Origin of the sequence: Mesorhizobium sp. M8A.F.Ca.ET.208.01.1.1 (assembly GCF_004791315.1) — a bacterium.
Lineage (GTDB): Bacteria > Pseudomonadota > Alphaproteobacteria > Rhizobiales > Rhizobiaceae > Mesorhizobium.
Map to the genome: position 1 here is coordinate 168,143 of NZ_SRUT01000007.1, position 13,843 is coordinate 181,985.

Below are 13,843 nucleotides of genomic sequence, written 5' to 3' on the forward strand. Positions count from 1 at the left end.
GACGTCAGGAACAGGCCACGGAAAGAGCATGACCATGAGCAACCTTGCCTATGACGCCACCGTGGAGGGCGGTGATACCTCGCTGCAGGACGTCGCCGCGATGCAGGCGTTGCGGCCGGTTCCGCGCATTTCGATCCAGGCATTCTGCGAGACGGAGGGCGTTGCCAATCCGGTCCAGCGCGCCGGCGAGGACCGCCGCATGACCAAGGCGCATCTCAAGGTCCATATGGGCGGCGTCCCCACGGCAATCGAGTTCTACCAGTCGGCGCCGACACCGAACCTGATCCTGCTGGAATCGCGCAGCGAACCCAAGCAATTGCTGGAGCAGCTCGCCCAGCTTTCGGAATATTGCGATCCATCCTCGAAAGTGGTGGTGATCGGCCATTACAATGATGTTGGTCTCTATCGCGAGCTCATCCGCTCCGGCATCTCCGAATATGTCATCGCGCCGGTGTCGATGGCCGACGTCGTCAGCGTCGTCTCGTCGATCTTCGTCGATCCGGAAGCTGAACCGCTCGGTCGCTCGGTCGCCTTCGTCGGCGCCAAGGGCGGCGTCGGCTCTTCCACGATCGCCCACAATGTTGCCTGGGCAATGTCCTCCCTGTTCAAATCAGAGGTCGTTGTGGCCGACCTCGATCTCGCCTTCGGCACCGCCAACATCAATTTCGATCAGGATCCGGCCCAGGGCATCGCCGAGGCAGTGTTCTCGCCCGAGCGCATCGACGAAGTCTATCTCGACCGGCTGCTGACCCAATGCGCCGAGCATCTGTCGCTGCTCGCGGCACCCTCGACGCTGGAACGCGTCTACGACTTCGATCCCGACGCCTTCGCGCAACTTGTCGATACCGCGCAGCGCAGCGTGCCGCTCCTTGTTCTCGACGTTCCCCATGTCTGGACGGGATGGGCCAAGAACACGCTGGTCAAGGCCGACGAAATCGTCATCACGGCGACGCCGGAGCTGGCCAATCTGCGCAACACAAAGAACCTGGTCGACATGCTCAAGCGGCTTCGCCCGAACGACCCGCCGCCGAAATTGATCATCAACCAGGCCGGCGTGCCCAAGCGGCCGGAGATCTCGCCATCCGATTTCGCCGAGCCGCTCGGCCTGACGCCGATGTCGGTCATCGGCTTTGATCCCTTGCTGTTCGGCAATGCCGCAAACAACGGGCGCATGCTGGGCGAGATGGACGCCAAGAACCCGGTTGTGGCCACGATCAACGAGATTGCTCATGTGCTGACCGGCCGCAGCGAAATCAGGGCGAAAAAGAAGGTTGGCCTGGGCAGTCTGCTCGGCAAGCTCTCGCGCAACAAGAAGTGACGCAATGGGGTCGGTAGTCGGTCATGTTCGGTAAAAGAGGCAACGACGACGGCAACCGGTTCAAGCCGGAATTTCGCCAGCCGGCGCCGGCACCGGCACCGGTCGCGCCGGCCGCCGCGGTTTCGGCGGACACAGCGGTTCTTGCCCGGCCCGCGGCCACGCCGCAGCCGAGCGCGCCTGTCGCGCCAACCGCCAGGCGCGCGGTCGAGGCGCCACCGATGGCGCCGGAACCGAGGAGAGGCCGCGAAAAGAGCGAAACCTATTACGATACCAAGAGCCAGGTTTTCTCGGCCCTGATCGATACGATCGACCTGTCGCAACTCGCCAAGCTCGATCCCGAAAGCGCCCGCGAGGAAATCCGCGACATCGTCAACGATATCATCGCGATCAAGAACTTCGCGATGTCGATCGCCGAGCAGGAAGAACTGCTCGAGGACATCTGCAACGACGTGCTTGGCTATGGGCCGCTTGAGCCGCTGCTCGCGCGCGACGACATCGCCGACATCATGGTCAACGGGTCCAAGAACGTCTACATCGAAGTCAACGGCAAGGTCGAACAGACCGGCATCCGCTTCCGCGACAACCAGCAGTTGCTCAACATCTGCCAGCGCATCGTCAGCCAGGTCGGCCGCCGCGTCGACGAATCCAGCCCGATCTGCGACGCCCGTCTTCCCGACGGATCGCGCGTCAACGTCATTGCACCGCCGCTGGCCATCGACGGCACCGCGCTCACCATCCGCAAATTCAAGAAAGACAAGCTGACGCTCGACCAGCTGGTCAAGTTCGGCGCCATCTCTCCGCAGGGAGCCGAAGTTCTCAAGATCATCGGCCGCGTCCGCTGCAACATCGTCATTTCGGGCGGCACCGGCTCCGGCAAGACGACATTGCTCAACTGCCTGACCAACTACATCGACCGTGATGAGCGCGTCATCACCTGCGAGGACTCGGCCGAACTGCAACTGCAGCAGCCGCATGTCGTGCGCCTGGAAACGCGTCCCCCCAACCTCGAGGGCGAGGGCGAGGTGACGATGCGCGACCTGGTCAAGAACTGCCTGCGCATGCGGCCCGAACGCATCATCGTCGGCGAAGTGCGCGGACCCGAGGTCTTCGACCTTCTGCAGGCGATGAACACCGGCCATGACGGCTCGATGGGGACGATCCACTCCAACAGCCCGCGCGAATGCCTGAACCGCATCGAATCCATGATCGCCATGGGCGGCTATTCGCTGCCGCAGAAAACCGTGCGCGAAATCGTCGTCGGCTCCATCGACGTGATCATCCAGGCGGCTCGCCTGCGCGATGGATCGCGCCGCATCACCCACATCACCGAAGTGATCGGGATGGAGGGCGACGTCATCATCACGCAGGATATCGTCCTCTACAACATCAAGGGCGAGGACGCCAACGGCAGGCTGCTGGGTGAACACGTCTCGACCGGCATCGGCCGCCCCCATTTCTGGGAGCGGGCTCGATACTATGGCGAGGAGCAGCGTCTCGCCACGGCGCTCGAGGCCATGGAGAAACGTGCTGACTGACGCATCCGCGGGCGTGAAGGTTCTGGTCGATGTTTGGAATTGACGGCACCGTATTGGCGTTTGTCGTGCTCGCCGGCTTCAGCGCCGGCGCGGTCGCCTATGCATTTCTGTTCAACCAGATCAGCAATGAGAAACAGGCCGGAAAGCGGCTGGAGACGATCAAGGCCGCCGAGACGGACCGCTCTGTCGTCAAGGCGACGCGCGACCGGGCGGCGGACGCGGCCAAGCGCCGCAAATCGGTGCAGGATTCGCTGAAGGATCTCGACGAGAAGCAGAAGACCAAGGACAGCGTCGTCAAGAAGCCGCCGCTGAAAGCCCAGCTGCGCCAGGCTGGGATGAAGGTGCCGATCGAGCGTTTCTATATCTATTCGGCCATATGCGGCCTCGCGCTGACAATCGTCGCGTTCATGGTCGGTGCGCCGATGATCGTCTTGCCCGGTATATTGCTCGCCGGAGCGCTCGGCTTGCCGCGTTGGTTCGTTTCTTTTCGTCGTACCCGCCGCGTCAAGGCGTTCCTCAACGAATTTCCAAACGCGCTCGATATCATCGTGCGAGCGGTCAAGTCCGGCCTGCCGCTGAACGACGCCATACGCCTGATCGCCAATGAATCCCCTGAGCCCGTGAAGGCCGAGTTTCGCCGAATAGTCGATTCGCAGCAGATGGGCCTGTCGATCCCCGACGCGACCTTGCGCATGCCCGAAACCATGCCATGCACCGAGGCGAGTTTCTTCGGCATCGTCATCCAGATCCAGTCGCAGGCCGGCGGAAATCTCTCCGAGGCGCTGGGCAACCTCTCGCGCGTGTTGCGCGACCGCAAGAAGATGAAGGCCAAGGTCGCGGCACTGTCGATGGAAGCGAAAGCATCCGCCGCCATCATCGGCGCCTTGCCTTTCATCGTCGCCTTTCTCGTCTATCTCTCCAGTCCCAACTATTTGATGCCGCTGTTCACGACCAGCGTCGGTCATCTGATACTCGGTTTCGCCGCCGTCTGGATGTCGATCGGCATCTTCGTGATGCGCAAGATGATGAACTTCGAAGTCTAGGGCCGGGGCATGACCGAACAAGTCATCAAATCACTGACGGATCCCAGCTTCCTGATTGCGCTGCTGGTCGCCATCGCCGTGTTCGCAACCGTCTTTACGCTGCTGCCGGCGATCGGCGGAAACCAGCTCAAGGCGCGCATGAAGTCGGTCGCGCTGGAGCGTGATGAGCTTCGCGCCAAGCAGCGCGCGCGGCTCGCGAACGAGGCCGATCGCCGCCGCAAGGGTCTGCGCGAGCAACAGTCGGTCGGCATGCGCAACATTGTTGACCGACTCGATCTGCGGCGTGCGTTGGCCGACGAGGCCACCTTGCAAAAGCTCAAGGTTGCCGGCTTTCGCGGGCAGAATCCGCTAACGCGTTTTCTGTTCTTCCGCCTGGTGCTTCCTTTTGTCGGCTTCGCGCTCGGTCTGTTCTATATCTTCGTTCTCGGCGGATTGCCCGACAAGCCATTGGTGATCCGGCTGTTCGTGTGCGTCCTGGTTGCCTATGGCGGCTTCTATGCTCCGGTCCTCTACGTCAACAACCGCGCGACCAAGCGCAAGCAGTCGATCCAGATGGCGTGGCCGGATGCGCTCGACCTGATGCTGATCTGCGTGGAGTCCGGCATGTCGGTGGAAGCCGCGCTGCGCAAGGTCGCCGACGAGATCGGCGCGCAGTCGGTGGCCCTGGCGGAAGAATTCATCCTGACCAACGCCGAACTCTCCTATCTGCAGGAACGCAAGCAGGCTTATGAGAACCTGGCCGGCCGCACGGGACTGGAATCGGTCAAGTCGGTGTCGCAGGCGCTCGTCCAGGCCGAGCGCTACGGCACGCCGGTGGCGCACGCGCTGCGCGTGCTTGCCAGCGAAAGCCGCGACATGCGCATGAACGCCGCCGAAAAAAAGGCCGCCGCCCTGCCGCCCAAGCTCACCGTGCCGATGATCTTGTTCTTCCTGCCGGTGCTGTTCGCCATCATCCTGGGGCCGGCGGGCATCCAGGTCAGCCAGCGCGGCATCTTCGGCGATCACTCCGGCGGGGCCGCGTCGACCAGCCAGTAGACCAACGCAGAACTCGTCTGCGCAAACAAAAAGCCGCGCTGCAGGGGGGCGCGGCTTTTCTACGATTTTCGGTAAGCTCGAGGTGATCAGTTGGTGGCGGTTTTCGGCAGTTTCGCCTTGTCCTGATCCTTGAGCTGGCTCCAGGCGTTCTGCTGGGCCAGCATCTGCCTGAGATAGGCAACATTGGCCTGTGCCTGTTCGGGCGAAAGTTCCTGCGAGGCGATCTTCTCGGCTTCGTCGAAACGGCCCTGCAGGCCGACAACGAGTGCCAGGTTCTGGCGTACCCGGCTGTCGGCGTTCGGTTGCTGGGCGGCCGACCGCATATAGGTCTCGGCGGTGCGCAGATCCCCTTCCAGCACATAGGACATGCCGAGATTGGAAAGGACCGAAGGCTCGTTGGGCTTGAGTTCGAGCGCCTTGCGGTAAAGCTGGCGCGCATCATCCTTCTGGTTGAGCTGGTCAAGTATGGCCGCTTCGGCGGAGACCAGCCTCCAGTCGGGATATTCCGGCGTCTGCGCGCGGCGCACCGCGTCGAGCGCCGCCTCGAACTGGCCGTTGGCGGCCAGCGCCTTGCCATAGGCGGCGAGTACGTCGCGGTCCTTCGGATAGGCGATCGCCAGCTTGCGCATCACCGCAAGCGACTGGTCGGCATCGCCATCCATCTGCAGCGCCGCCGCGAAGTTGGTCGCGATGCGCTTGTCGTTGGGGTTCCTGGCGTAGGATTGGCCGAGTGCGGCGGTGGCATTGTGCAGTTCTCCCGCCGACATCGTCTCCAGTGGCTTGCCGCTGGTGCGTCCGATCGAGCCGGTGGTGAGCTTGTCGGTCGCGCATCCCGCGACACCTGCCGCGAGCGCCAGCATGAATGCCGTGGTGATGAGCCGTTTTCCCCGGATGTCTATCGTGCGGTTGGTCGGCATCGGCACCCTGGGCCTCCATTCATGCGCGTGGCCATTGCGTGGCCATCTTCCCTCCAGCAGAAATATTCTGTTAACCCTAACGGAGGGTTAAGAAGCGCCGACTCGGGGCGAGTCGGCAGGAGAAACATCTGATGGCTGTGGAACTGGTCGAGAACAAGCTGAAGAACCCACTGCCGGTCCATCTGGTCGGCAGGGACGGCCTGGAGGCGGCCGGTCTGTCGCCGTCTATTGTCGCTTGGGCCAGGGCAAACGGCTTTTCTGGCGAGGCCGGCAGGACGCTGGCCGTGCCCGGCGAGAACGGAGCGCTCGGCGGCGCCATGTTCGGTCTTGGCGACGGCGAGGGCGCGCTCGGCCTGGGCGCGCTGGCGAAAACCCTGCCGGAAGGCGACTGGCACTTCGCCTCGGCGCCGGCCGAGCCGGAACTGGCGGCAATCGCGTTGGCGCTCGGCGGCTATGTCTTTACCCGCTACGGCAAGAAGCCAGGCAAGCAGCTGCGCTTCGAGCTGCCGGCCGGCGTCGATGCGCAGCGCGTTCGCCGCATCGCCGATGGCGTTTTCCTGACGCGCGATCTGGTCAACACACCGACCAACGATATGGGGCCGGATGATCTGGAGAGGGCAGTGCGGGCCTTGGCTGGGACCCACAAGGCCGAAGTCTCCGTCATCAAGGGTGACGACCTGCTCACACAGAACTTCCCGATGATCCACGCCGTCGGCCGCGCCTCGTCCGGCGCGCCGCGCTTGATCGACATGACATGGGGGCAGCAAGGGGCGCCGAAGGTGACCCTGGTCGGCAAGGGTGTCTGCTTCGACACTGGCGGCCTCGACATCAAGCCGTCCTCGGGCATGCTGTTGATGAAGAAGGACATGGGCGGCGCCGCCAATGTGCTGGGCCTGGCTTCGATGATCATGGCCGCCGGGCTCAAAGTAAGGCTGCGAGTGCTGATCCCCGCGGTCGAGAATTCGATTGCCGGCAACGCCTTTCGTCCGGGTGACGTGCTGACGAGCCGCAAGGGCATATCAGTCGAGATCGGCAACACGGACGCCGAGGGGAGGCTGGTGCTGGGCGATGCGCTGGCGCTGGCCGACGAGGAGGAACCGCGGCTCCTGGTCGACATGGCGACCCTGACCGGAGCCGCCCGCGTCGCGCTCGGCCCCGACCTGCCGCCTTTCTACACCGATGACGAGGCGCTTGCCTCGGAGCTGGCGGCGGCATCGCTGGCGGTCGAGGATCCGCTGTGGCGCATGCCGCTATGGCGGCCCTACGATGCGAAACTGTCGTCGAAGATCGCCGACATCAACAACGTCACCACGGACGGTTTCGCCGGTTCCATCACCGCGGCGCTGTTCCTCAAGCGCTTCGTCGAGAAGACCGCGAGCTGGGCGCATTTCGACATCTTCGCCTGGAACCCCGCCGATCGACCCTACGGCCCCGCCGGTGGCGAGGCGCAAGGCATCCGGGCGCTGGAGCGGATCATCTCGACGCGCTATGGCTGATGGCCGCAAGCACAGCCGGCAGATTGCTGAAACTGAAACGGAACCGAAACAATTTGCCGTCATGATGGCGCGATGTCGATTGCGATGCGCCCGAGCCAGGCCTTGCGACTGTGGCAGCAAGTGATGCTGTCACAGGTGCGCGAGGATGCGCCCGATCTCACCATGCGTCAGACGGCGATCCTGTTCACCATCTATCTCGATCCGCCGCCGCATACGGTGCGCGGTCTTGCCGCCCGCCTCAACGTCACCAAGCCGGTCATCACACGTGCGCTCGATACGATGGGCGCGCTGAAACTGGTGTCGCGCCATCGCGACGAGCTCGACAAGCGCAATGTCCTGATCAAGCGCACCGTTGAAGGCGCGCTCTTTGTCGAGCGCTTCGGCGATGGTATCATTGCCAAGGCCCACGAACTGCCGATCTGACTGTATTGCCCATTCAACAGGGTTGCCGATTTTGACCGCTCACGACGCACGCCTTCATGCTTTCCGCTCCGATCTCGCCGATGCCAGGTTGAAAGGAGAGGTCGCTGCCGACCGTTTCGTCACGGGTCGGCCAGCGCGGATTTCGGTGCCGGTGGCCGATATCCGCAAGGCGCCGAAGCTGGATTCAGGCGTCAACACGCAAGCTCTGTTCGGCGACGATATCCTGGTTTTCGAGGACAGAGAAGGCTGGGCCTGGATCCAGGCCGAGCGAGACGGCTATGTCGGCTATGTCGCCGACAGCATGCTGGGCCGGCGGGACCATGCGTCCACCCATATTGTCTCGGTGCCGCGTACGTTTCTTTATCCCGGTCCCGATCTGCGCTTTCCGATCGCCCTGCAACTGTCGATGGGATCGACCGTAATGGTGACGGGTGCCGCGGAAACACGCGGCACGCACTATGCCCTGCTGCCGTCGGGTGAAGCCATGATCGCTGGCCATCTGCGGCCGATCGGCGAAGTGGCCGACGACTATGTGTCCGTGGCCGAGACGTTTCTCGGCACGCCCTATCTGTGGGGCGGTGTTTCCGGCTTCGGCATCGATTGCTCCGGCCTGGTGCAACTGGCCATGCGCATGGCCGGCAGGGAGGTGCTGCGCGATTCCGACATGCAGGCCGCTTCGGTCGGCGAGCCGCTCGAGCCGGGCGCCGATTTTTCGGGGTTGCGACGTGGTGACCTGGTGTTCTGGAAAGGTCACGTCGCCATCATGACCGACGCCCAAACCATGATCCACGCCAACGGCCACACCATGCTGGTATCGCGCGAAGGGCTGAAGGAAGCGGTCGCCCGCATCGGCTATCTCTATGGCGGACCGACGGGGTTTCGGCGGCCGTAAGGCTTTTTTCGATCCCCTTTTGTTCCGATTCTGCTTGGCGATTGGGCGCCGCCGCGCTACCTCTGGCGGGTGACCGAGCTGCCGCGCCTCGCCGACCAGAATGCCGCCGTCGTCTTGCCCGAGCCATTCGTAAAATGGTTCGGCGAGAAGGGCTGGTCGCCGCGCGCGCATCAGATCGAACTGCTGGCGAAAGCCCAGGCCGGGCAATCGGTGCTGTTGATCGCGCCGACCGGCGCCGGCAAGACGCTGGCCGGCTTCCTGCCGTCGCTGACCGAACTGGCCGTCAGGCCGAGGCGAAAACCAGGCCAGGCGCGGCGCGGCATCCACACGCTGTACATCTCGCCGCTGAAGGCACTGGCCGTCGACATCGAGCGCAATCTCGGCAAGCCGGTCGAGGAGATCGGCCTGCCGGTCACCATCGAAACGCGCACCGGCGACACCCCCGCCCACAAGCGCCAGCGCCAGAAGCTTGCGCCGCCCGACATCCTGCTCACCACACCAGAGCAACTGGCCTTGCTGATCGCGGCAGGCGATGCGAGGCGCTTCTTCGAGGATTTGCGCTATGTCGTGCTCGACGAATTGCATTCGCTGGTGACGTCGAAGCGCGGCCATCTGCTGGCGCTTGGGCTGGCGCGGCTGCGCAGCTTCGTCCCTGGCCTGCAGACGATCGGGCTGTCGGCGACGGTGGCCGAGCCGGACGAATTGCGGCGCTGGCTGGTCAGCCAGAACCCACCCGGTGACATGGCGGAATTGATCACCGTGACGGGTGGGGCGAAGCCCGAAATCTCGATCCTCGATTCCGAGGAGCGCGTGCCGTGGGCGGGGCACTCGGCGCGCTACGCCACGCCGGAAATCTACCGCGAGATCAAGCGCCACAAGACGACCTTGCTGTTCGTCAACACGCGCAGCCAGGCGGAGCTGCTGTTCCAGGAGTTGTGGCGGGTCAACGAGGACACCTTGCCGATCGCCCTGCATCATGGCTCGCTCGACGTCGCCCAGCGCCGGCGTGTCGAAAAGGCAATGGGCGACAACGCATTGCGCGCCATCGTCGCCACCTCGACGCTCGATCTCGGCATCGACTGGGGCGATGTCGACCTGGTCGTGCATGTCGGCGCGCCAAAGGGGGCCAGCCGGCTGGCGCAGCGCATCGGCCGCGCCAACCACCGCATGGACGAGCCGTCGAAGGCGATCCTGATTCCCGCCAACCGTTTCGAGGTGCTGGAATGCCGGGCCGCGCTCGACGCCAATTATCTCGGCGCGCAGGATACGCCGCCGCTGGTCAATGGCGGGCTCGATGTGCTGGCGCAGCATGTGCTGGGCTGCGCCTGTGGCGCACCGTTCCGCGCCGATGACCTCTATGAGGAGGTGCGAACGGCGGCACCCTATGCCGGCCTCATTCGTCCGACCTTCGACCGTGTCATCGATTTCGTCGCCACCGGCGGCTACGCGTTGAAGAATTACGAGCGCTACGCCCGCATCCGCCTGAACAAGGATGGGATGTGGCGCGTATCCAATCCGCGCGTCGCCCAGCAATACAGGCTGAATGTCGGCACCATCATCGAGGTGCCGGCGCTCAATGTGCGCTACGTCAAGGCCGGCAGCAAAGGCGCGGCGTCGCACGGCGGCCGCGTGCTCGGCAAGATCGAGGAGGCGTTCCTCGAAACCTTGACGCATGGCGACACCTTCATGTTTGCCGGCAAGGTGCTGCGCTTCGAAGGTATCCGCGAGAATGAATGCTTCGTCTCGAATGCGCCCGGCAGCGACGCTAAGGTGCCCTATTATGGCGGCGGCAAGTTTCCGCTGTCGACGTACCTTGCCGAACAGGTCCGCATCATGCTCGACGATCCGCAGCGTTGGAAGAAGCTGCCGGAGCAGGTGGCCGACTGGCTGCGGTTTCAGTCGGACAAATCGATGCTCCCCAAGCGCGACGATTTGCTGATCGAGACTTTTCCGCGCGGCAACCGCCATTATCTGGTCGCCTATCCCTTCGAGGGCAGGCTGGCGCACCAGACGCTTGGCATGCTGCTCACCCGTCGCCTCGACAGGGCGGGCGCCAGGCCGCTTGGCTTCGTCGCCACCGACTATGCCTTGGCCATATGGTCGCTGGGCGACATGGGTGCGATGTTCAAAGCCAGGAAACCTTCACTCGGCGCGCTGTTCGACCAGGACATGCTGGGCGACGATCTCGAAGCCTGGCTGGCCGACAGCTGGCTTCTCAAGCGCACCTTCCGCAACTGCGCGCTGATCTCGGGCCTGATCGAAAAACGCCACCCCGGCCAGGAGAAGAGCGGCCGCCAGGTCACGGTGTCGACCGACCTGATCTACGATGTGCTGCGCAGCCATGAGCCGGACCACATCCTGCTTCAGGCGACGCGTGCCGATGCGGCGACCGGCCTGCTCGATGTCAGCAGACTTGCGGACATGCTCTCGCGCATCCAGGGTCGAATCATGCATAAGGCCCTCGAACAGATATCGCCGCTTGCCGTGCCGATCATGCTCGAGATCGGCAAGATGCCGGTCAATGGCGAGGCCGATGAAACGCTGCTGATGGATGCGGCGACGCTGGTCGAGGAGGCCATGGGGCCCGGGATGGTTGACGAATGACCTTTTCGCTGGCGCGCGCATCGCTGATCGCCGAGGCCGACCTTGTCGGCATCGCGGGCGCGCGCGCGGTCTGCGATCCGCGCGGCGTGCTCTATTTTCCCGAGCTCAAGCTGCTGACAGTATCGGACCTGCATCTGGAGAAGGGCTCGTCGCTGGCCAGGCGCGGCACACTGATCCCGCCCTACGATACCGGCGCGACCCTGCTGCGATTGCAGGCGGTGATATCGGACTACCAGCCGTCGATCGTCATCAGCCTGGGTGACAGTTTCCACGATGGCGGCGGCGCCAAGCGCATGCATTCGAGCTTTCGCGAACGGCTGGAGGCGCTGATGGCAGGCCGTGACTGGTTCTGGGTCGCCGGCAATCACGACCCGGAGGCGCCGGCGGACCTGCCCGGCGAGACCGTGCGGGAACTGGCCATAGGTTCCCTGCTGTTCCGGCACGAGCCGTCGAAGGTGCGGGTCGAGGGCGAGATTTCAGGCCACCTGCATCCCTGCGCGCGCATCGTGCAGCAAGGCCGTTCGGTGCGCAGGCGCTGCTTTGCCGGCGACGGCGGCCGCATGATCATGCCGGCTTTCGGTGCCTATACCGGCTCGCTCAACGTGCTCGACCGCGCCTATGCCGGCTTGTTCCGGCTGGAGTCGCTGATGGCTTACATGCTTGGCACTGACCGCATCTTCGCCATCTCCGGTTCGATGCTGCGGCCGGGTTGAGGGTCGCCGCCTGGTCTTGGTGAAGCTCAAGTCTTCTTAAGCGCAGCATGAATGCGGTCAAGTGCTTCTTCCGCGCCGCGGTATCCCTGCGCTGCCGAGCGTTTTAACCATTGGATGGCAAGGTCATCATTCTGCTCAACCCCAACACCTTTGAGATACATCAATGCCACGTTGAATTGCGCCTTGCTGTCATTCAGTTGCGCAGCCTTTTCGTACCAATAGAAGGCTAGCTTGGGGTTCTTATCTACAATCTCGCCGGTCAGGTAAGCCACGCCCAAATTAATTTGCGCGTCAACATTACCTTGCTCAGCTGCTTTGGTTAACCAAAGTACCGCATCGGAACCACTTTTGGGCACTCCCGTCCCAGAAAAATACGCGTATCCAAGATACTGCTGAGCTTCGGGCAAACCTCGGATCGCCGCCTTGCGCCATAGCTCCGCCGCTTTGGAATCATCCTGCTGAACGCCCTTGCCCCAGGAGTACAAAAGTCCAAGGTTCAACTCGGCCACTGCCATGTCTTGATCCGCCGCCTTGCCCCACCATTCGGCAGCTTTGGAATAATCCAGTGGAACACCCAGTCCTCTGGAATACAGAAATCCGACGTTAAATTGGGCAATGGCATCACCCTTTTGGGCGAGAGCCGTCCATTCTTTGTACGCTTCTGAATAATTATTCGCTTTAAAGGCGGCTTCGGCTTCGAGCGCGCCTGCTATTAAATTGCAGGGTGCAAGGATAAACATACATGCGGCGAACAAGCCGAGTGCGAGATAGGTCGGAGAGCGGAAGGCAGCGAGATTCATCGCCTTGAACTACGAATAGAGAACTGGAGCATTCTGGATTTAAAGGATAGTATCGACTCCGCTGTCAACAATAATGCCGAATTTTACTGTCGCTCAGAGAGCTGGCGGAAGTCATTTTCAGCTGTCCTATCGTCCATAATAAAGCATGACGGTGTGCTTCGCCTCGGCGAAGAACAGCCAGCGCTCGACCAGCATGCCGGCGAACTGGACGATCGCGGCGAGCGCCGACAACACCGCCGCAAACGGCCACGGCAAGGCGAGGGCGGCAATCAGCAGCAAGCTTGGCAAGCCGAACGCCAGCGCCTGCGCGATCCGGCGCAGCTTCGCGCTGTGCTTGCGTGCGATGCGGAAGCCCATTTCCTTGAGCAGGTAGTTTTCCTCGGTATGCGGCCATTCCAGGGATCGCACCGTGCCGCCGGAGAGCCCGGTCGCGGTGTTCGCGTTGGTCGCGATTTCAAGCTGGTCATTGTGGCGCCAGGTCGCCAGCTTCCAGCCCCAGCCGAGCAAGGTGAGCAGTACGGAAGCGGCGAGCGGGACAGTCGAGCCGACCGCAAAGCCTTGCAGCAGGGCATTCACCAGCACGCAGCCGCTCATCGCTGAGAAGATCAGATAGCCGGGCAAGGTGTAGGGGCTGTGCCATTGGGCAATCGGCTTGAGCGATGCATAGATCATGCCGGTCATGCAGACCGTGACAAAGGCGCCGAAGGTGGCCAGAACGCCCGCGGCCGCCACCCAGCCATCGAGGCGGCCAAGGAAGACCCAGCCCAGGCCGAAGAGGCCCGCCGGGATGAAGGTGATGACCGACGATACGCCTTCGCGCGACAGCCATGAACTGCGCCATTGCGAGAACGCCCGCCAGGCACGTTCAGGTCTGCCGAGATGGCGGGTCGATGACAGCAGGCCGGCCGCGATCAGGCCGAGCGCCAGGCCAATGCCGACGAAGCCCGGCCAGAAATCGGGCGCGATGAGGCCGAGCGGGCCGAGCACGCCGAGCATTGCGAGCAACCCATAGCCGGCACCCGTAGCGGTGGTGAAGAAAACGACCGAAAAAGCTGGATGCATGGATG

At 63.2% G+C, this 13,843-nt stretch carries 12 protein-coding genes; 9 read left to right on the forward strand and 3 right to left on the reverse strand.

Annotated features, from left to right (window positions below; all coding sequences use genetic code 11):
* Window positions 1–28: 28 nt before the first annotated feature.
* The 4 genes from EN851_RS26620 to EN851_RS26635 are packed head-to-tail and all read left to right on the forward strand — an operon-like array spanning window position 29 to window position 4,931.
* Window positions 29–1,318 carry a CpaE family protein gene (locus tag EN851_RS26620; protein WP_135930321.1) on the forward strand — a complete coding sequence of 430 codons (1,290 nt, stop codon included), beginning with the start codon at window positions 29–31 and terminating at the stop codon, window positions 1,316–1,318.
* 23 nt (window positions 1,319–1,341) lie between these two features.
* Window positions 1,342–2,853 carry a CpaF family protein gene (locus EN851_RS26625; RefSeq protein WP_135930322.1) on the forward strand — a complete coding sequence of 504 codons (1,512 nt, stop codon included), beginning with the start codon at window positions 1,342–1,344 and terminating at the stop codon, window positions 2,851–2,853.
* Window positions 2,854–2,882: 29 nt separating this feature from the next.
* Window positions 2,883–3,896 (forward strand): type II secretion system F family protein, encoded by a 1,014-nt coding sequence (locus EN851_RS26630; protein WP_135930323.1) that lies wholly within the window; start codon window positions 2,883–2,885, stop codon window positions 3,894–3,896.
* 9 nt (window positions 3,897–3,905) lie between these two features.
* Complete coding sequence (locus tag EN851_RS26635; RefSeq protein ID WP_127870754.1) at window positions 3,906–4,931, forward strand: type II secretion system F family protein; 1,026 nt, start codon at window positions 3,906–3,908, stop codon at window positions 4,929–4,931.
* A gap of 86 nt (window positions 4,932–5,017) precedes the next feature.
* Here EN851_RS26635 and EN851_RS26640 read toward each other — a convergent pair whose 3' ends face one another.
* Window positions 5,018–5,848: a tetratricopeptide repeat protein gene (locus EN851_RS26640; protein ID WP_127870817.1), complete on the reverse strand. Its 831-nt coding sequence runs from the start codon at window positions 5,846–5,848 to the stop codon at window positions 5,018–5,020.
* A 131-nt stretch (window positions 5,849–5,979) separates the two neighbouring features.
* Between EN851_RS26640 and EN851_RS26645 the strand changes: the two genes are divergently transcribed.
* From EN851_RS26645 to pdeM, 5 genes are all read left to right on the forward strand, one after another.
* Window positions 5,980–7,344: a leucyl aminopeptidase family protein gene (locus EN851_RS26645; protein ID WP_135930324.1), complete on the forward strand. Its 1,365-nt coding sequence runs from the start codon at window positions 5,980–5,982 to the stop codon at window positions 7,342–7,344.
* Between the two features lie 72 nt (window positions 7,345–7,416).
* Window positions 7,417–7,767: a MarR family winged helix-turn-helix transcriptional regulator gene (locus EN851_RS26650; protein ID WP_015319324.1), complete on the forward strand. Its 351-nt coding sequence runs from the start codon at window positions 7,417–7,419 to the stop codon at window positions 7,765–7,767.
* Between the two features lie 31 nt (window positions 7,768–7,798).
* On the forward strand, window positions 7,799–8,659 hold the full coding sequence (locus tag EN851_RS26655) for an NlpC/P60 family protein (RefSeq protein WP_135930325.1): 861 nt from the start codon (window positions 7,799–7,801) through the stop codon (window positions 8,657–8,659).
* Window positions 8,660–8,728: 69 nt separating this feature from the next.
* Complete coding sequence (locus EN851_RS26660) at window positions 8,729–11,263, forward strand: ligase-associated DNA damage response DEXH box helicase (RefSeq protein WP_135930326.1); 2,535 nt, start codon at window positions 8,729–8,731, stop codon at window positions 11,261–11,263.
* Entirely contained in the window at window positions 11,260–11,976 is a 717-nt protein-coding gene (pdeM, locus tag EN851_RS26665; protein WP_135930327.1) for a ligase-associated DNA damage response endonuclease PdeM, read from the forward strand. The genes EN851_RS26660 and pdeM overlap by 4 nt, the downstream gene beginning before the upstream one ends.
* 26 nt (window positions 11,977–12,002) lie before the next feature.
* Here the strand turns inward: pdeM and EN851_RS26670 are convergent, their stop codons facing one another.
* Window positions 12,003–12,776, reverse strand: coding sequence for a tetratricopeptide repeat protein (locus EN851_RS26670; protein WP_127280003.1), 774 nt, complete (start codon window positions 12,774–12,776; stop codon window positions 12,003–12,005).
* A gap of 126 nt (window positions 12,777–12,902) precedes the next feature.
* Complete coding sequence (locus tag EN851_RS26675; protein ID WP_135930328.1) at window positions 12,903–13,838, reverse strand: dimethyl sulfoxide reductase anchor subunit family protein; 936 nt, start codon at window positions 13,836–13,838, stop codon at window positions 12,903–12,905.
* Between the last annotated feature and the right edge of the window lie 5 nt (window positions 13,839–13,843).